Annotated in this window: 19 protein-coding genes and 1 tRNA gene; 8 read left to right on the top strand and 12 right to left on the bottom strand. The window is 60.4% G+C overall.

Features of this window, described 5'->3' with window-relative positions:
- The first annotated feature begins 114 nt into the window (after positions 1-114).
- Entirely contained in the window at positions 115-669 is a 555-nt protein-coding gene (locus tag FFM53_RS10995; protein WP_138388319.1) for a fasciclin domain-containing protein, read from the top strand.
- Between the two features lie 272 nt (positions 670-941).
- On the opposite strand, the gene FFM53_RS10990 is transcribed toward FFM53_RS10995, so the two are convergent.
- From FFM53_RS10990 to rpmH, 8 genes are all read right to left on the bottom strand, one after another.
- A complete protein-coding gene (locus FFM53_RS10990) occupies positions 942-2018 on the bottom strand; it encodes a sensor histidine kinase (protein ID WP_138388318.1) in 1077 nt (358 codons plus the stop codon).
- A gap of 121 nt (positions 2019-2139) precedes the next feature.
- A complete protein-coding gene (locus FFM53_RS10985) occupies positions 2140-2415 on the bottom strand; it encodes a hypothetical protein (RefSeq protein ID WP_003556110.1) in 276 nt (91 codons plus the stop codon).
- A gap of 121 nt (positions 2416-2536) precedes the next feature.
- Complete coding sequence (locus FFM53_RS10980) at positions 2537-2761, bottom strand: hypothetical protein (RefSeq protein ID WP_024323875.1); 225 nt, start codon at positions 2759-2761, stop codon at positions 2537-2539.
- Between the two features lie 132 nt (positions 2762-2893).
- Entirely contained in the window at positions 2894-3103 is a 210-nt protein-coding gene (locus FFM53_RS10975; RefSeq protein ID WP_003545000.1) for a cold-shock protein, read from the bottom strand.
- Between the two features lie 267 nt (positions 3104-3370).
- Complete coding sequence (gene yihA, locus FFM53_RS10970) at positions 3371-4024, bottom strand: ribosome biogenesis GTP-binding protein YihA/YsxC (protein ID WP_062939810.1); 654 nt, start codon at positions 4022-4024, stop codon at positions 3371-3373.
- 153 nt (positions 4025-4177) lie between these two features.
- Positions 4178-5971, bottom strand: a complete 1794-nt coding sequence (gene yidC / locus FFM53_RS10965; RefSeq protein ID WP_138332339.1) for a membrane protein insertase YidC — start codon at positions 5969-5971, stop codon at positions 4178-4180.
- Positions 5971-6372: a ribonuclease P protein component gene (rnpA, locus tag FFM53_RS10960; RefSeq protein WP_138332340.1), complete on the bottom strand. Its 402-nt coding sequence runs from the start codon at positions 6370-6372 to the stop codon at positions 5971-5973. The genes yidC and rnpA overlap by 1 nt, the downstream gene beginning before the upstream one ends.
- Before the next feature lie 20 nt (positions 6373-6392).
- Positions 6393-6527, bottom strand: a complete 135-nt coding sequence (rpmH, locus tag FFM53_RS10955; protein ID WP_003545006.1) for a 50S ribosomal protein L34 — start codon at positions 6525-6527, stop codon at positions 6393-6395.
- A 420-nt stretch (positions 6528-6947) separates the two neighbouring features.
- Between rpmH and FFM53_RS10950 the strand changes: the two genes are divergently transcribed.
- The 4 genes from FFM53_RS10950 (at position 6948) to FFM53_RS10935 (ending at position 13230) form a co-directional block, all read left to right on the top strand.
- Complete coding sequence (locus tag FFM53_RS10950; RefSeq protein ID WP_138332341.1) at positions 6948-8945, top strand: methyl-accepting chemotaxis protein; 1998 nt, start codon at positions 6948-6950, stop codon at positions 8943-8945.
- 218 nt (positions 8946-9163) lie between these two features.
- Complete coding sequence (locus tag FFM53_RS10945) at positions 9164-10684, top strand: ATP-binding protein (protein WP_138388317.1); 1521 nt, start codon at positions 9164-9166, stop codon at positions 10682-10684.
- Positions 10685-10806: 122 nt separating this feature from the next.
- Positions 10807-10883: transfer RNA gene (locus FFM53_RS10940), tRNA-Arg, on the top strand.
- A 475-nt stretch (positions 10884-11358) separates the two neighbouring features.
- A complete protein-coding gene (locus FFM53_RS10935; protein ID WP_138388316.1) occupies positions 11359-13230 on the top strand; it encodes an adenylate/guanylate cyclase domain-containing protein in 1872 nt (623 codons plus the stop codon).
- Positions 13231-13252: 22 nt separating this feature from the next.
- On the opposite strand, the gene FFM53_RS10930 is transcribed toward FFM53_RS10935, so the two are convergent.
- On the bottom strand, positions 13253-13447 hold the full coding sequence (locus FFM53_RS10930; RefSeq protein ID WP_138388315.1) for a hypothetical protein: 195 nt from the start codon (positions 13445-13447) through the stop codon (positions 13253-13255).
- A 386-nt stretch (positions 13448-13833) separates the two neighbouring features.
- On the opposite strand from FFM53_RS10930, the gene FFM53_RS10925 reads away from it, so the two are divergent.
- Entirely contained in the window at positions 13834-15729 is a 1896-nt protein-coding gene (locus tag FFM53_RS10925; RefSeq protein WP_138388314.1) for an adenylate/guanylate cyclase domain-containing protein, read from the top strand.
- Here the strand turns inward: FFM53_RS10925 and FFM53_RS10920 are convergent.
- Positions 15719-15964 carry a DUF982 domain-containing protein gene (locus tag FFM53_RS10920; protein ID WP_027666185.1) on the bottom strand — a complete coding sequence of 82 codons (246 nt, stop codon included), beginning with the start codon at positions 15962-15964 and terminating at the stop codon, positions 15719-15721. The two genes, FFM53_RS10925 and FFM53_RS10920, sit on opposite strands and share 11 nt — an antisense overlap.
- A gap of 175 nt (positions 15965-16139) precedes the next feature.
- The gene (locus FFM53_RS10915; protein ID WP_138388313.1) at positions 16140-16661 is read right to left on the bottom strand and encodes a hypothetical protein; all 522 of its coding nucleotides are present in this window, start codon (positions 16659-16661) and stop codon (positions 16140-16142) included.
- A gap of 198 nt (positions 16662-16859) precedes the next feature.
- Here FFM53_RS10915 and FFM53_RS10910 point away from each other — a divergent pair, with 198 nt between their 5' ends.
- Positions 16860-17042: a hypothetical protein gene (locus tag FFM53_RS10910; protein WP_138332347.1), complete on the top strand. Its 183-nt coding sequence runs from the start codon at positions 16860-16862 to the stop codon at positions 17040-17042.
- Between the two features lie 28 nt (positions 17043-17070).
- Entirely contained in the window at positions 17071-17367 is a 297-nt protein-coding gene (locus tag FFM53_RS10905) for a hypothetical protein (RefSeq protein ID WP_138388312.1), read from the top strand.
- 26 nt (positions 17368-17393) lie between these two features.
- On the opposite strand, the gene FFM53_RS10900 is transcribed toward FFM53_RS10905, so the two are convergent.
- Positions 17394-18872: a hypothetical protein gene (locus FFM53_RS10900; RefSeq protein WP_138388311.1), complete on the bottom strand. Its 1479-nt coding sequence runs from the start codon at positions 18870-18872 to the stop codon at positions 17394-17396.
- Positions 18873-18942 lie beyond the last annotated feature (70 nt).

Here is an 18942-nt window from a genome sequence, read left to right as displayed (position 1 = left end):
GTCATAAATCATTTCTCCTGTCTGAAACTCTTCGGCGCGGCCCTCCGTAGTTCGAAATGTCCGGACGACGCTCAGGCATAAAGCCGGCGGACTGTATCCGGTGAGGAGAAAATCATGATCAAGTCCGTATTGCGCGGCTTCGCGCTCGCCGCCGCCATGTCCGCTGTCGCCTTTGCCGCCGCGAAAAACCCGACGGTCGGCGGTGCGGCGATGTTCGATAGCAAGAACATCATCGAGAACGCCGTGAACTCCAAGGATCACACGACGCTGGTCGCAGCCGTCAAGGCAGCCGGCCTGGTCAGCACGCTCGAGGGCAAAGGCCCCTTCACCGTCTTTGCGCCGACCAACGAAGCTTTCGCCGCCCTGCCGAAGGGCACCGTCGATACACTGCTGAAGCCGGAAAACAAGGCAACGCTGACCAAGGTTCTGACCTGCCACGTCGTTGCCGCCGATGCGATGGCCAAGACCGTCGCCAAGATGATCAAGGATGACGGAGGCGAGCACGACATCAAGACCGTCGGCGGCTGCGTGCTGAAAGCCAAGGAAAACATGGGCAAGATCACCTTGACCGATGAAAACGGCCGCGTTTCCCATGTGACGATCGCCGACGTCAAACAGTCGAACGGCGTCATCCACGTCGTCGACAAGGTGCTGCTGCCGAAGATGTAGGCCCGCTCGTATCGGCAGATGCATTGGGGCGCTCCTAGAGCAATTCCAGGAAAAGTGCAGAGCGGTTTTCCGTCCGGAATTGCGCAAAAACAAAAGGTTAGAGCGGTTCTGCGCTTCCATAAAAAGCTGAACCGCTCTAAGGGCGCCCCAAACACAATTGATGAGGTGGCTAGCGCATAACCCCGAAAATCGGAATCGATTTTCGGAAAGGATTACGCGCAGATTCAAAGTGATAGAGCGTCCCTAGCGCGTCTGAAAAGACGCGCGGCGCTCTATTGGGCCACTTCAGCTCTCGGGAAGACGAGGGAAACACTCATGCCGGTGTCAGGGGATGAGCTTACTTCAACCTCGGCGCGGGCATTCTGTTTCAGCGACTGTACGATCATCGCGCTCAGCTTTCCCGGCTGCGGCCAGGTCACATCCTGGGGAAGACCGACCCCGTTATCAGCAACGGTGATCCTGCACCCGGTATCGCTGACGACACAGCGGAGCGTGATTTCGCCGCCATCGCGCCCCAAGAAGGCATGCTTCAGCGTATTGGTGAGGAGTTCGTTGATGACGAGGCCGGCCGGCATGGCGACATCGACCGAAACCGGCCAGGTATCGACCTTCATGTCCAGCCGGATCCCTTCCACGGCATGGGCCGCCATCACCGAGGCGGCAATCTGGCTGACATAGGTACCAAGATCGACTGTGGCGCCTTTCTCTTCGTCTGACAGCGAGCGATAGAGCAGGGCCAAGGCTTCAATCCGCCCGGCAAGCCGTGCAAACCTTTCGCTTTCCTCATTCTGTTGAGCATTGCGCGCCTCCATTCGGATGAGCGCCGTGATCATCTGAAGATTGTTCTTCACGCGATGCTGTAGTTCCCGCAGAAGGACATCTTTCTCCGTCAGCAGTTCGCTGAAGCTCTCAGCGGCCGTCGCCTCATTGCGGGCAGCAAAGGCCACCAATCGGAAGAGTGGGGTGTCATCATCGTCGACGATCGTATTCGACCAAACATCGATAATGACGGTGCTCTCGGGTTCGGCGGCGAGCGAGAAGGCACCAACATACTCTTCCGCAGAGGTCACCGCGGCTGTGAGCGGCACCTCTCCGGAGACGGCGGTGGAGTTCAATTTAATTTCCGGCCAGGGTTTTCCCTGGACCTCGGTTGCCTCAAGCGCCGTCAGCCGTTCGAATTCGAGATTGACATAAACCAGCGGCTCGTCGCCACCGAGTTCTGAGACAGCCACCGCGAATGGCACATGATCGAGAAAGTGTCGAAACCGGTCGTCATCAAGGGCTTCGGCAAGATGGGGCAAGTTGCCGACGCCTTCCGGCGAAATCGGCTGGTCTTTGCTATCGGTCATCAAATATTACTCTTGGACGCGGCTTTTCCCGCACAGCAGGAGAACTAGGGTTGCTTTAAAAACTGCTGGGACGCAAGCGTTGATCGGCGGCACGTCCATCGATTTCCTGCCACAGGGTGATTTAAGCCCGGTCATAGGTAAATGACGTCAGCAGGGTCGTAACGAAATTGCTCGCCCTTTCCTTGACCAGCACTTCCGTCCATTCATCAGTCCCGCGCAGCCGCAAATCCGTGTAAATACTGTCGACGGCCGCTTCTTCGATACGCTTGATATGCGTCTTGAACGAAGCCTCGCCGCCGCCGTGATACATGTCTCTGATCACCATGCGCAGAATTTCCTGAATGGCGATCTGCCAGGCAGTATTGATCGACTGAAGTTCCTGCGGAGTCTCTGCCATTGATGCTTCCTTGATGCGAGTGAATGTCAGCACGCCTTCGCCCATGCTGCAGCGAGCGATCTGCAAGCCCGTCGATTCAGACGCGTTTTAAATCTCGAGGCTTGGCGATCGGGTTGTGATCTCAGCGGGCCCTGGCGCGTTTCGCAACGAGGGCAGAGGTTGCCGACACCCGGTCACTCTGTTCCCTGGCAAGCCGGGCCTCCCGAAGCCGCAACGTCTTTGCCTGTTGCGATTGGGCGTCGGATTCGAGCTCTTCGGCCGCCTGGTTCTTCGCGAAGAACTGGGTCTGGACGTTGCCGAAGGCAATCTCCGCCCGCTGTCGAGATTTGCTGTATGTCTCTGTCATGTTGGCTCCGATACGGATGGGCTCGACGCGCGAGCGAAAACAAAAAAGGCCAGGCAAATTGCCTGGCCTTGGATTGATAACGTGCTTCCGGCAGTGCCAGTACATCCGTGGTCAAAGGGAAGCGATACCGATTTAAGCGTTCTGGAGATTGCAAGCGGACATCTTGCCCGACTTGTTGTCACGCTCGAGGTCGAAGCCAATCTTCTGGCCTTCGACGAGTTCGCGCATTCCGGCGCGCTCGACGGCGGAGATGTGAACGAAGGCGTCGTCGCCGCCATTATCAGGCTGAATGAAGCCGAAGCCTTTGGTGGAATTGAACCATTTAACGGTGCCAGTGGCCATGATGATGAACCCTTTCATAGCAATATTGAAGAACCGCAACGCCAAGGCGATGCGGATGGTGATAGCGATTTTTGAAAGGAAGTTCGTTCAGAGCGCGGTGCCAATCGCGCGATAACCAAGCCAGCAAGCAAAATTCGATGATCGATGTCTAGCTCATCGAGCTTGCATCGTCAACCTTTAGTTTTCAATTGGAAACATATTCAACTTTGAGGTGTCGCGGAGGCCTTTACACCAGACAGGTCGCCGCGTCCGGGCCGCTTACGCCCTCTACTTCCAGCGGGCGATGCCGACGGTTTCGGCGATCGCCTGGCGCAGTTCGTCCAGCCCGTCGCCCTTTTCGGACGAGGTGGACAGCACGCCGGGATAGGCGGCCGGGCGCTTGCGGATCTTTTCCGCCGTTTCGGCAATGAGCTTCGGCACGCCAGCCGCCTTGATCTTGTCGGTCTTGGTCAGCACGATCTGGTAGGAGACGGCGGCCTTGTCGAGCAGATCAAGCACATCGTCGTCGTTCTTCTTGATGCCGTGGCGGCTGTCGATCAGCACATAGACGCGCTTCAGCGTCGCGCGGCCGCGCAGATAATCGAAGACGAGCTTGGTCCACTTGTCGACCTGCTCCTTCGGTGCCTGCGCATAACCATAACCCGGCATGTCGACGATCGCCGTCGGCGGCAGGTCTTGGCCTTCGCCGGAATAACCGTCCGGCACGAAATAATTGAGTTCCTGCGTGCGTCCGGGCGTGTTCGAGGTGCGCGCCAGGCCCTTCTGGCCGACCAGCGCATTGATCAGCGAGGATTTACCGACATTAGAGCGACCGGCAAAGGCCACTTCCAGCGGCCCTTCCGGCGGCAGGAAGTTCAGGGACGGCACGCCGCGGATGAAGATCCATGGGTGGCCGAAGAGCGGCTTTTCGGTTTCGGGCATGCGGGCTCTGCAATCTCTGGGTTGGGTCTTTTACCGGGCTTCATGGTTTTGCGGGCGGATGTCAAGCTTTTCAGGCGCCTGCGCGGCATGCCTTGTGTCCTTCGTCCGCCACCCGGAAATGAAAAGCCCCGCCGGAGCGGGGCTTGGCAAGCGTCATTTCGACGGCGCTTCTTTTCGTCGGAACAGACCCTTCAGATTGTCGAAGAGTTCGACCTTGACGCCGTGGCGCTTCATGATCAGCCCCTGCTGCGCCACCGAGAGCGTGTTGTTCCAGGCCCAGTAGATGACCAGGCCGGCCGGGAAGCTTGCCAGCATGAACATGAACACCAGCGGCATCCAGTTGAAGATCATCGCCTGTGTCGGATCGGGCGGCGTCGGGTTCATGCGCATCTGCACGAACATGGTGACGCCCATGATCAGCGGCCAGACGCCGAGGTGCAGCAGCGTCGGCCCCTCGAAAGGCAGCAGGCCGAACAGATTGACGATCGTCGTCGGATCGGGCGCCGAAAGGTCCTTGATCCAGCCGAAGAAGGGTGCGTGCCGCATTTCGATGGTGATGTAGATCACCTTGTAGAGCGAGAAGAAGATCGGGATCTGAAGCGCCACCGGCCAGCAGCCGGCGATCGGGTTGATCTTTTCTTCCTTGTAGAGCTGCATCGTTGCCTGCTGCAGCCCCATGCGGTCGTCGGCGAATTTCGCCTTCAGTTCCTCCATCTTCGGCTGCATGCGCTTCATGTTCGCCATCGAAGCGTACTGCTTGCTGGCGAGCGGGAAGAACAGAGCCTTGACGACGATGGTGGTGCACAGGATCGCCACGCCGAAATTGCCGAAGTAGCGGAAGAAGAAGTCCATCAGCTTGAACATCGGCTTGGTGATGAAATAGAACCAGCCCCAGTCGATCAGCCGGTCGAACTTCGGGATCGAATAGCTGGCCTCATAACCGTCGATAACAGGCACTTCCTTGGCGCCGGCGAAGACGAGGTTCTTCAGCTCGATCGATTGGCCCGGCGCAACGGTGAAGGCATCGTCCTTGTAGTCGGCCTGATAGCGCGGCTGGCCATCGGCGAAATAGGAGAAATGCGCCTCATAGGCGGCACTCTGCGGCGGAACGATTGTCGCCGCCCAATATTTGTCGGTGATGCCAAGCCAGCCGCCGGTGGATTTCGCCGGTGCCACGGCTTCCTTCTCGACGGCGCTATATTTGGTTTCGATCAGGCCGTCATCGCCGATCACGCCGATGAAGCCTTCATGCAGGACGTAGACGGACGGCGTCGTCGGCTTGTTGTAACGCGTCACGCGGCCGTAGGAAGACAGCGCAGCGGGCGCCTGGCCTGTGTTTTCGATCTTGTCGGCGACGGTGAACATGTAGCGTTCGTCGACGGAAATGGTGCGGGTGAAGGTCAGGCCCTTGTCATTGGTATAGGAAAGCGTCACCGGCGTCTTTTCGGTGAGCTTGGCGCCCTCAGGTGCGGTCCAGAGCGTCGAGGGACCCGGAACGCTGCCCGTCGCGTCGCTGCCGATATAGCCGAGTTCGGTGAAATAGCCGTCCTTGGTTTCCGCCGGGCTGAACAGCGTGATGATCGGGCTCGAGTCGTCGACGGTCTCGTGATAGCCCTTGAGCTTCAGATCGTCGAGACGGGCGCCGGCAAGGTTGATCGAGCCGGAAAGTGCCGGCGTATCGATGACGACGCGCGGGGTCTTTGCCAACGCCTGCTCGAGCGTCGCCGTCGCGGCCGCCTGGCCGGAAGGGGCAGCGCCGCTCGTCTGGGCCGGTGCCTGACCGCCTGCTGCGGGCTGCTGCACCTGCTCGGTCTGCTGCTGCGCCTTCTGAGCTTCCTGCGCCTTGCGCTGGGCCTCGATGCGCGGGTTCATATAGAGAAACTGCCAGCCGAGGACGATCAGCACCGAGAGAGCGATCGCAATGAAATAATTGCGGTTGTTTTCCATCATACGTTCCTGGGGCGTCCGTCTCCGGAGCGCCGATGTTTCGGCCTGGTTTCCACGCGGGATTTCAGTTCCGCGGCCAATTCCTGGAAGGACGCGTCAAGCACGTCCCTGCGCGCGACAACCACATAGTCGTGTCCGGGCTGCATTGCAAACCCCGCATGAAGCCGCACCGCCTCTTTCAGGCGGCGGCGCATACGGTTCCGTTCGACCGCGTTGCCATGTTTTTTGGTGACTGTAAAACCGACGCGTGCCTGGCTGTCGGGTTCCTTCCGGTCGAGGACTTCGAGAAGGAAGAAGCCGCCCCGGCGTTTTTCGCCCTCGCGCGCGGCAAGAAACTGCGGGCGGCTCTTCAGCCGCCCGACAGTGTGTTTCTTATCACTGATCGTCAATTCGCCCGCCATCTCTTACCGGGCAACCCGGCTTACGCCGACAGACGATTGCGGCCCTGCGCGCGGCGGGCTGCGATGACCTTGCGGCCACCCTTCGTGGACATGCGGGCACGGAAACCGTGGCGACGCTTGCGAACAAGCTTGGATGGTTGGTAGGTACGCTTCATTTATTTTAAACACCGCGGAGTGCGGCCCTTCTTGAATTTGCATAATGCAAGGAGCGTTGTTTTTCGAACGGGCGGGGCCATGAAAGGCTTGAGTGACCGAACGTGCGCGGGCTTATAAGGATGAAGCCTGTAAAAGTCAATTATGCCGGATAATTTCGCTCTGCGCTGCCGGTCACGAAAGTAATTTCGCACTCTGGTGTTAAGAAATGAGGCCTGCCCCGAGTGGTTGTAATTTTGCGCCGCGGCAGATCGATCGCCCCGGTTTTCAGGCGTTTACGCCGCCCGACCGTATTCGGCATGGATCAATTCCGAAGCCATAATCGTAAATATTAGAAATCTAACTTTAATAAATTTCGCCGATATTCAACGTATCGACTGGGAATTTGCTTTCCAGGCAGTGGCGTAGCTAGGAGCATTGCATTGAAGATCCGGGGCAAAATTAATCTGCTGGTTTGCGTGATGGGCGCGGTCGCACTTCTGATCGGTGCGACGGCATTGTCCGCCATGCACGAATACAGTCGCAACCTGACGGCTTACGAGCAGGCCGCCAGCCGCGCCTATGCCGGCGAACGCCTCAATCGTTTCGTCACCGCCGTGGTCATGGAATCGCGCGGTATCTATGCCGCCAAAACGATCAAGGATACGCCGAACTTCGCCAAGGGCTTGCTGGCCGGCCTCGACGAGATCGACAAGGTCATCTCGGGCTGGGCGCCGCTCGTTCCCGAGGATGAAAAGGACGATTTTGCCAAGCTTGTCGCGCGCGCCGCGGAATTCCGCACCTTCCGCACGGAAACGGCCCGCCTCGGCACGGAAGTCGGCCCCGAAGCCGCCGGCCAACAAGGCAACAATGACGCCAACCGCGCCAACCGCAAGGCGTTCCAGGCGGAAATCGATGCCGTCGTCGCCATCGACAAGGCAGCGCTGGAGACCGTCAACGCCGAGATCGAGAGCTTCCGCTCCTGGGTGCTGATGCTTGTGCTCAGCATCACCGGCATCGGCATCGCGGTCGGCGTCGGCATGGGCTTCTATATCGGCACCAGCCATCTCAGCCGCCCGATCAAGCGCGTCACCCATGCGATCAAGGAAGTTGCCGACGGCAATTTCGACGCCGAGGTCCCCTTTGCCGGCCGTCCGGATGAAATCGGCGAGATGGCCGCAGCGGTAGCGGTCTTCAAGGCGAACGGCCTTGCCGTCAAGCGCCTGAACGCCCAGGAGGCGGCGATGCGCGCCAAGAGCGACGACCTGCAGTCGAGCATGTCTGTCGTCGTGGCAGCGGCAGCAGCCGGCGATTTCGGCCACCGCATCAGCAAGGACTACGAGGACGATAACCTCAATCAGTTCGCCGGCAACATCAACATGCTGCTGTCGAGCGTCGATGCCGGCATCGGTGAGACCCGCCGCGTCATCGCAAGCCTTGCCGAAGGCGACCTCACCCAGACGATGAGCGGCAACTTCCAGGGCGCCTTCGCCGAGCTGCAGCAGAACGTCAACAATACCTTTGTCACCCTGCAGGCGACGATGCGCGAAGTGCGCGAGACGACGGAAGCGATGAACGGCAACACCGCCGAGCTGCGCAATGCCAGCGACGACCTGTCGAAGCGCACCGAGCAGCAGGCAGCCGCCCTCGAAGAGACCTCGGCAGCACTCGACGAGATCACCGCCGTCGTCCAGAATTCCACCGAGCGGGCGCATGAAGCCACCATCATGGTGTCCGAAGCCAAGGAGAATGCCGGCCGCTCCGGTGTCGTCGTGGGCAATGCCGTCGAGGCCATGGGCCGGATCGAGCAGGCCTCGCGCGAAATCAGCCAGATCATCAACGTCATCGATGAGATCGCCTTCCAGACCAACCTCTTGGCGCTGAATGCCGGCGTCGAGGCGGCACGCGCCGGCGATGCCGGAAAGGGCTTCGCGGTGGTCGCGCAGGAAGTGCGCGAACTCGCCCAGCGTTCGGCAACGGCTGCCAAGGACATCAAGGCGCTGATCACCAAATCGGGCAACGAGGTGCAGGTTGGCGTCAAGCTGGTCCAGGCGACCGGCGAGGCGCTGGCCGAAATCGGCACCCGCGTCATTGCCATCAACGATCATATCCATTCGATCGCGACGGCTGCGACCGAACAGTCGACCGGCCTCAAGGAAGTCAATACCGCCGTCAACCAGATGGATCAGGTGACACAGCAGAATGCGGCAATGGTGGAAGAGACCTCCGCCGCCACGCACAGGCTGTCGGCCGAAGCTGGTGGACTGGTGCGCCTCATTGCCCGCTTCAAACTGCCGGATGATGCGCCGGCACCCGTGGCGCTCGTCCGCCACGAGCCGCAAAGACCGGTTGCCTCGCCCGCCCGCCGGGCGATTGCCAAGGTCGCCCGCGCCTTCGGCGGCAATGCGGCCGCAGCCGAGCAGAGCTGGGAAGAGTTTTGATCCTCAGAGCAATTCCAGGAAAAGTGTGAAAGCGATTTTCTGTCCGGAATTGCGTAAAATAAAAGACTCGAGTCACGCCACTCTAACGCCGCCTCCGGGCGGCGTTTCTTTGTGACGACATGACGCTGCTCGCAAAGATTTGAAAGCGGAGCATCTTGGTCTAATATAGAGCTCAACGGTAAGGGCGGCCTGGGTGCTGCCGATCGGGCGAGACGAGAATGCCGATGAGAGACCAGGCCGACAATCCTTCGGCGGAAAACCCGGCGGCCGGCGAGGCCGTAAGGGCGCCGTGCCCGCCTGCCCGTATGTTCGGCGGCCTCTCCGGCAAGCTGCTCTGGCTCACCGTCTTCTTTATCATGCTGGCCGAAATCCTGATCTTCTTTCCCTCGGTCGCCAGCATGCGCGTGCGCTGGCTGCAGGACAGGCTGAACACCGCCGCTGCCGCCGCCATCGTCATCGATGGGCTGCAGCCGGTCGAGCTGCCGCGCGCGCTGCAGAAGGAGACGCTGGAGGCGACCGGCACCAAGGCGATCGTGCTGCGCAAGGACGGCACCTCGCGGCTGCTGGCGACGACCGACATGCCGGCCTCCGTCGATGAAGCCTATGATCTCACTGACGTGCCGCCGGTAACGGCGATACGCGACGCACTCGATACGCTGGTCTTCGGCGGCAGCAGGATAATCCGCGTCTATGGCCCCGTCGGCGAAACCAACACCGGCGTCGAGGTGGTGATGAAGGACAGGCCGCTGCGCAGGGCGATGTTCGTCTATTCCCGCAACGTCCTCTTGCTGTCGGTGCTGATCTCGCTGTTCACGGCGACGCTGATCTTCTTTGCGATCAACCGCATCCTCATCGGCCCGATCCGCCGGCTGACCGGCAGCATGCAGCAATTCTCCTCCGATCCTGACAACCCGGCCCATATCTATATCGGCGATGGCGGCCGCGACGAACTGGCGGTCGCCGGCCGCAATCTCACCTCGATGCAGATGGAGCTGCAGAAGACGCTGAAGCAGCAGAAGAACCTGGCCGCTCTCGGCCTCGCCGTCTCCAAGATCAATCACGACATGCGCAATATCCTGGCGTCTGCGCAGCTGATGTCGGACCGGCTGGTCGATGTCGATGATCCGATGGTGAAAAGCTTTGCCCCGAAACTGCTGCGCACCATCGACCGCGCCGTCGGTTATACCACCGAGGTGCTGTCCTACGGCAAGGCGAGTGAATCCGCGCCGCGCCGCCGCCATATCCGCCTGTTGGAACTGACCCAGGACGTCAAGGACATGCTGGCGATCGATCCGCAAAGCGGCATCGAATTCGCAGAGCAGATCGGCGCCGAGCTTGAGGTCGATGCCGATAGCGAGCAGCTTTTCCGCGTCATCCACAATCTCTGCCGCAACGCGCTGCAGGCGCTGACGTCGCCGGGCGAGGGCGGCCCAGGCTCCGTCAGGCGCATCACCGTTTCCGCCCAGCGCGTCGGCAGCGTCGTCAACATCACCGTGGATGATACCGGGCCCGGCATGCCGCTGAAGGCGCGCCAGAACCTTTTTGCTGCCTTCCGCGGCTCCGCCCGCTCCGGCGGCACCGGCCTTGGCCTCACCATCGCCCGCGAGCTGGTGCTCGCCCATGGCGGCACGATCGCGCTGGTGGAAAAACCGACGGTCGGCACCCAGTTCCGCATCGAGATCCCCGATCGCCCGGTTTCGCTGGAGGATTACCGCAGCCGGACGCATATTGAAAAGTGACGGGGTTTCGTAAGGCGTAGCTTCGGGCAGACAAAGACGCGATTTTTTCAGAAATGCTCTTGCATTGTCCCGACGGACGTTTTAGAGGATCGCCACGCAAGCGGCACCGCCGCATTTTGCACGCACCCGTAGCTCAGCTGGATAGAGCACCAGACTACGAATCTGGGGGTCAGGAGTTCGAATCTCTTCGGGTGCGCCATTTTTCCATACAAAACTGGGCGCTCCAGCCGCAGCCTCTCCGCTCATCACCAGACGTTCCAGAACGTCCCGCCTTCCGAAGATGCGGTTTCCATCGACTTCGACCTGATCGATAACGGAGCGAAGGTAGGCGCGGCGGAAAGGTATCGGCCCTTGCGTTGCCTTCTTCCGCATGAGGCGGGCGACGCGTCGATCTTCTCCTCAGTCCCGCGCGTGTCAGGACGCAACGCCGCGAACGCTCGCTCCAGCGCGGCCTTCGCGTGATCGCGCTCGCCCTCATCGGTGAGGCGACGGGACGGCTCCAGACGAAGTAGAGGCCGGCGGACCGCCAAATTGACGGACCGTCTAAATATTCACGCATTTATGAGCTGTATTGATTACCGCTTCCCGAATTGCAGGACTAGTCTGAATGATCGCTGCACACCAATTGTTAGCAGTGACGGCCGTGTGCCAAGCCACTCCGTTGGGAGACTGAAATGCAACGCAAGCTCGCGGCAATCATGGCCGCTGATATCGTCGGCTATAGCCGGCTGATGGCCGAGGACGAGTCTTCCACCTATGCAGAGCTGCGCACCGTTTTTGACCATCTGATCGACCCGACTGTCGCCCGCCATGGCGGAACCACCTTCAAAACGACGGGTGACGGCTTCCTTGCGATGTTCCCGAGCGTCAACGCGGCCGTTGATGCGGCACTTGCCATCCAGCAAGGTTTTGACGACGGGCCTTTCAAGCTGCGTATCGGCATCAACCTCGGTGATGTCATCGAGGATAATGGTGATGTCTATGGGGATGGGGTGAACGTCGCGGCCCGGCTTGAAGCCATGACCGAGCCCGGCCAGATATTCGTCAGCGGCGCTGTGGTGATGGCCGCCGAGCGCAACCGCGGCGATCTGTTCGCGCGAGTCGGCCGCAGGCGCGCCAAGAATATTCCCGAGCTGCTTGAAGTGTACCGCGTAAGGCGGGCGGGCTCTTCCTGGTCGATCTGGCGGCAGGTGCCACATGTCCTGCGCTGCAGCGCGGCGCGCTGGTCTTATGGCGTTGCTGCCATCGCTCTCATTCTTATCGGCACCCAGATTTCACCTCTTCCGCTGGCAGCGATGGTGAGCGGCATCCCGGCTGCACTCTCTCTGGACCAGGCCCGTGCAGACCCCAGGCCCTCGATTGCCGTCATGCCGTTCGCAACCATGAGCGGCAGCGGCAACCAGCCTTACTTTGCGGACGGACTGACCGAGGACGTGACCACGGCGCTCGCTCGTAATCCCGAGCTTCAGGTCATCGCCCGCGATTCCACCTATGCCGTGCGCAGTCAGGAGACGGATGTGCGTAAGCTCGCGGCAAAGCTTGGCGTTGATTACGTGGTTGAAGGCAGCGCGCGCCGGGAAGGCGACCAGCTCCGCGTTTCGGCGCAGCTCATTGATGTAGGCACGGGCGCGCACTTATGGTCGCGCAGCTTCGACAAGAAGGTTGCTGACGTTTTCACCGTCCAGAGCGAGCTCACCACGGAAATCGTCGCGCAACTCGCGCCCTATATCGGCCGAAGCGAAGCGGCAGCGGCGGCGCTGCGGCCGACGGATAGTCTGCAGGCCTATGATCTAGTCTTGCAGGCCCGCGACCGTTACCGGCACGGCGCCACTGACCATAACGCTATTCTCGCCGCCCGTGGCCTGTACCAGCGCGCCCTGGAAATGGACCCGGCTTATGCCGCAGCCCGCGCAGGCCTTGCGTTGACCTATATCGGCGAAGTGGCGCAAAGGCCCGGCGGTCAAGCCGCAGCGCCCGAGCTGGATTTGGGGCTCAGTGAGGCGCGGCAGGCCGTGCGGCTCGATCCCAATCTCGGTTTTGGATATCAGGTAATCAGTTTCGGACTTGCGCTGCAGGCGGACTATTCCGGCGGACTTCAGGCGGCGCAGCGTGCGGTCGAACTGAACCCCAACGATCCCGACAGTATGATTGCGCTGGCCAAAGCGCAGGTCCGGTTCGGAGACTATCCGGACGCTGTCGCCAACGCGGAGCGGGCGCGCCGACTGCACCCCATGGCGCCGGAATACTATGCCTACGTGCATGGTCAGGCGCTTTATGCCGATGGCCGCCGCGAAGAGGCGGCCACGGTCATCAGCGAGTGTCTTGTCAGAGCGCCCCGCGATGTGAATTGCCTTCTCATCCAAGCCGCGTTGCAGGGTGGAAGCGGAGAGCTTGAAAAGGCGCAGGCTACCATGGCGAGCCTTGTTGAAGCCCATCCGGCATTCTCGCTGGAAGCGGAAAGGGCTTATCGCCGGTTCGGCGACGAGCCCTTGATGGAAGAGTTCCTGCAGGACCTAGCGAGAGCCAAAGCCCCGGAGACGGCTTGACGTTCCTGTCAGCGTCGCGGTTTTAGAACGATCCGTTCGTGGACTTGGACAGCTCTTCATAGGCATCCAGCTCAATGAGGCGCTGCTCCAGAACAGGGACCACCGCTGATATGGCGTCACCGCCCGCCATGAACTGCTTCGGCGGGTTTTCCAGGCCGGCGAACTGCCGAGAACCGCACTGCCGATTCGCCGTATTCCTCCCGTCGCCGGTCTTCACCGGCTTTCCAGCTGCTTCTTGAGGCTCTCCGATTCACCCCGTGATGGCGCACCCTAGCAGGCCGGGCTCTACGCGAAGCCCCGCGCGATCTCGTCTCGGCCTCTGCAGGTAACGATCCCTTGCGCAAGAAGAGGCTCTGGAATACGCCACCAAAGCAGATGCTCCCGTCTTTATCGCCGTCATCAACGACCGCTACAGCCAGGGTACCATAATTGGATGGTCGCCCGGCAGCGGCTTAGGGCGTCAGTGTTTCCGGAGGAGCCAATTGCACCCAAAGCGGCCACCCAGCGGCTCACCTTTAGCGTCTGCTATTTTCCCGACATGATTGCGCCGGATTCTAAGCGCTACGATCAAGCATTGCGGTCAACAGGGTGTGGGGTCTTCCGATGCAACGCAGGCTGTCGGCGATCCTCTCAGCTGACATCGTCGGCTACACCCGTTTGATGGAAATCGATGACATCAGTACGCTGAGCCGCCTCAAGTCGTTGCGGCATGACTTGGTCGACCCCTGTATTGCCGCTCACAACGGACGGATCGTCAAGCTGATGGGTGATGGGATGCTGGTGGAGTTCGCCAGTGTCGCCGATGCCGTAAGGTGCGCGACCGAGGTTCAACGCGGGATGGCTAGAGCCGAACCTCAGGAGGCCGCCCAGGACCGCCTCGTATATCGCATCGGGGTCAATCTCGGCTACATCATCGTCGATGGCGACGACATCCATGGTGACGGGGTCAACGTCGCGGCGCGCCTGCAATCCCTTGCCGATCCCGGCGGGGTCGCGATCGCCGGCATTGTGCGCGATCACATCGGCAACGGGTTGGGGATCGATTTCGAGGATTTCGGCCAACATTCCGTGAAGAATCATGAGAGGCCCATACAAGTCCATATGGCGCGCTTCGCACACCCATGGTCGCCGCCGAAGCGGCCCGCTGCGGCGGCCGCCGCCGAGCGCGACGGCGCGTCTATCGCGGTGCTGCCGTTCACCAACATGAGCGGCGATCCGGAACAGGAATACTTCAGTGACGGCGTCACTGAGGACATCATTACCGATCTTGCGAAAGTGTCGGCGCTCAGCGTCATCGCCCGCAATTCAAGCTTTGTCTACAAAGGTCGCTCCGTGGACATCAAGCAGGTGGGACGCGAACTCGGCGCGCGCTATGTGCTGGAAGGCAGCGTGCGCAAGGCCGGAACCAAAGTGCGCATTGCGGCTCAGCTCATCAATGGAATGGATGGCCGGCACGTGTGGGCGGAGCGGTACGACCGCGACCTTGAAGATATCTTCGCGCTGCAGGACGAAATCTCCAAGCACATTGTCGACGCGCTAAAGGTGCGGCTCCTCGCAAAGGAGCTTGAGACCATCACCAAGCGGGGAACCGACAATCTGGAGGCCTATCAAATTTATCTGATGGGGCGATCGTTCTTTAACCGTGGACACGAATCGAGGAGCATAAAGGCAGCCCGGGGTCTATTCGCGAAGGCCATCGACGTCGATCCGCTCTATGCGCGGGCATATGCCGGACTGGCCGACTGCGACTCCTACCTTCTGCTCGCCAACGATCCGACCGCCACATATGACAACATCATAGGCAACGCCGACCGGGCTCTGGAGCTCGATCCAGGTCTCGCCGACGCCCATGCATCGCGAGGCATCGCAATGTTTAGCAAGGGCCTACGCGCTGAGGCGGAGGCCGAGTTTGAGCTCGCCCTCGAACGAGATCCGACCTCTTTCGAGGCGAACTTCTTCCATGGGCGCAATTTTCACGCGCAGGGCCAGTTCGAAAGGGCGCGCGGCTTCTATGAGCGCACCATCACCTTGAAGCCAGATGATTATCGGGCCTGGGACCAGTTGCGAGCGGTCCATGTATCCCTTGGACACCATCAAGAGGCGGTACAGTCGGCGCGAGAATGCCTCCGACTGATAGAAGGAGAGATCGCCGCACATCCCGACGAGCCGATCCTTATGTGCTACGGCGGCTGTTTGCTGGCGGATTTGGGCGAGATGGAGCGTGGAGCGTCGTGGGCGTCCCGTGCCGCCGCAATCGCTGGGGACGATCTCAGAGTCCTCTATAATCTCGCTTGTTGCTATGCGAAGCTCGGCAAACCTGCAGAGGCCATCGCCTGCCTTGAGCGGCAGGCGTCCGGGTCGCCTACCTATGTCGCATCGGTCGTGGCCTGGATGAAAAAGGACAGCGACCTAGATCCTCTCCGGAACCATCCGCGCTACCTGGCTCTCGCCGACCGGATGGAAGTTCAGCTAGCAGAGCCTCCTGGCCCTATTCCTTAATCGGGATTCCGGCTTCGATAGCAGCGTCGATGAACGCCTGCCGCGCCTCTTCCCGGTTTCGTTTTCCCGCCATGACATCGGCGCAAACCGCACAGGCTCTATCCAAGGCCGGCCCCTCTTCGGTCGGCCAATCTTCGACCAGCGCCCATGTCGCGGCCTGGGTCGTCTGGATCACCACCCACTGATCCGGCCCTTCAAGGGCGAGCGTTACCGGCTTCTTCCAAATGGTTTGCATGATCTCAGGATCTCCACTGCGTGTTCTCTGCCGCTGCAGCCTGCACACATAGGGCGATTCATCCGGCGTGGCGAGTACGGTATGAACGAGATGCTTTTCTCGAGCAGCGAACTGCTGGGATGTGGTTTTCGAAAAGGGTTTCATCCCGCCGTTTTGCGCGCTTATGCGACGCCTCTTAGAAATCCTGAACGAATTCACACGCCAGCAAGGTTTTGCCTGGCAGGGCGTTGCCTTGGCGGGCAACGATGGAGACCTTTCCGGGGCCGGCCATTCCGGGTTCCGGCTGCAGATCTGCCGGCAGCTCGCGCGAATAGCCCTTGGTGGATGTGCCGAGCAGGTCCGAGGTCTCCGGCTTCAAACCGTATTTCGCGGCCAGATCGTCGGCGCGTTCGCCCTCGATCAAGACGCCAACAGCGTTGTTAGCAAAGAAAATCTCGGTCGACTTAAAGCCGTCGCGGCCTATCTGGTTCGGGAGTTTGTAGATCGCCGCGCCCAAGGATGATGTGTCCGGCTTGGCCAGAGCTTCCACGACATCATAGATCTTCATTGCCGATGTCATCGTATAGGGCGGCTTGCAAAGGGCTGCGTCAAAGAACTTGTCATTGGCCGAATCGGCCAGAACCTGCCCGGCCTGAAATGCCGCAAAAGCGACGCAAGCAGAGAAGGCGGCGTAACGAATGAATTTGGCGTTGTGCATGAAACATTCCCGAGAAAGTGGCTCTAGCGGATTCGTGTGTACGAGTTCGAATGACTAGGGGATTCGAGGTAATTATGCTACCCAAAGTTTAATCTCTCAGATCCACTCTTCTCTTCCGTCTGGCCGTGCTGATGGGTAGGATGAGTGGTATCGGACGCGGAGACGGAGATATCGCACCGATCCGAAGGCAGGAAAGTCATGATCGCAGCCTATATCGACGAAATCATCATGTTTTGCGCCGGCCTGTGGATGACGTCCGTCGGCCTTGGTTATCTGCCATATCCAGGCAAGCCGGCCAGCCGGCCGCCGTTGGTTCGCCATTTCAAGTGGATGGGTCCGTTGCTGCTCGCGATCGCCATCGTTCTGGCCGCCGCTTCCTAGAGCCGCGTGCTCATGCTGGAGTGAAGCAATGACCAATATGTTGGCCTGCCCGTCCTGCGGATTGGACAAAACAGAATCGATCGTCCACCGCGGTTCCTACATTCTTCGATGCGCCGCCTGCGGCGAAACGATTGTTACGACATCGTACATGGCAATGCTCGACTCGGGTCATGAGTGCTCAGCCTTTATCGATCCGGGTCCCGGAAAACACCCTCCGCCAGAGACGCTCGTCGCGCGTGGGCCGTTCCGGCAGATCGCAACGGCAATCAGTGCCGCGGCGAGTGACGGAACTCTGATACGTCTGATCTCTGAAGCGAAAGATTGAAGTCCGCCTTTACACAGCTGGCGCCCTCATGGGCGTAACCGGACGAGAATCTTGGCCCCGGGAACCCTCAACTGTTCCGCCATCGATTCCAGATCTTTCCTATCCGTTCCCGCCAGAACGATGCGACCATCCATGATCGGCTCCCTCATCCAGGGTTCCATGACGACCTCGTCGTTGATCAGCATCTGCGTTTGTCGTCCCAATACCGCCTGCGTGAAATCGCGGAATGTAGCGGCGCTTTCCGGGGTGAGCACGATATTCAGGCCATGGTCGTAGGACACGGGAGACAGGGTTACCTCCGCACTCTTCACCTCAAGCGAGACAGGCGCGATCGCCTTGGCCGCGTCATTGTCTGCAGCAATGGCCGCCTCTTGCGGTGCCGTCGGCGGAGCAGGCGGTGTCGAAAGCTCATCCAGGATGCCCGGCCCGGCCTTGGCCGATGGCAGCGGCTCGATATGCAAATCGGGCGCCTGCAGGTCTTTTGCTGTCAGCACGGCGGGGAGCAGCAGGCTGGCCGGCATATCCTCGCGTTGGATGTGGGTGTATGTGCGCAACCTCGTCCCGCCTGCCTCAACGGTGACGATCTCCGACGCTTCAAGCGTCGAACCATCGTTCAGGGACACCACGAGCTCGACGCTTCGGCTCTTGCTGGCGCGTTTGACGGAAGCCAGCTGATCGGCGGTGAGGTTCTTTGCCCGCTCGGCAAAGCCGCTGATCAAATTTGCGATCGCCGGCTGCTGCGATTGGCTGAATGCCGAAGCGTCGGCTTCCTCCGACAGGGAAAGGGTTGCCGTGTGTGCGGTCGCGTCGGTGGATTTCAGGGTCCAGGTCGATGTCACCGGAACACTGACGCCGCCATAATCTTCGTCCCGCGAGGTCGCCGAGGCCGGTCCGATGTCCATGGTCTCATCCTTGTAGGATTGTCCCGTGGCGAGCAGTTGCGCCTCCGGCACCAAGGCGGCAACAATTTGAAGAGGGTTTGCCTCCAGCTTGGCGATGATGTCATAGACCCCGCTTTGTGGTGCCGCGGGAACTCCACCCGGTCCATTGGCCGCCACCTTCCGCATGTGTGCCACGATCTGATCGACACCGGAGAGATCGCGCGGGTTGCCGTTCAGGTCCGTTTCGAGTTCGAGCGTCGCGGTGCCATAGGCCGTGAGGGAATTGCGATAGAGCAGGTTCATCTGATAGCTGTCGGCAAGGCCCGCAATGCCTTCCGGCAAATCGGCGCTGAGGGACCAGCGGACCCGCATGCCGTCTTCATCCCGCGACAGGACGGTCATAGCCTGGCGAAACGCGCCGCGCGCCGTCACCGGCGGGGTGCCTGATTTGTCGAACCAGAACGACATATCGGTCTCGGTCGCTTTTTGAACGCGGTAGCTGCGCTCGACGCCGGTCGCTGGCGCGTAGCCGGGGATCATGACGCCGCCGGCGGACCATGCCGGAGTGGAGAGTGTGACGCACAGGCAAAACCAGACAAAACTCTTCCAGTACAATGATGTCATGCTGGCAAGGCCCCTGAACATTGAAGGTTGCGGCGCCTTCCGGCTGCCGGCAGCGAGCATATTTGCCGAT

Origin of the sequence: Rhizobium indicum (assembly GCF_005862305.2) — a bacterium.
GTDB lineage: Bacteria > Pseudomonadota > Alphaproteobacteria > Rhizobiales > Rhizobiaceae > Rhizobium > Rhizobium indicum.
Note: the sequence above shows the minus strand (reverse complement) of the source record. Positions and strands in the feature narration are given on the sequence as shown.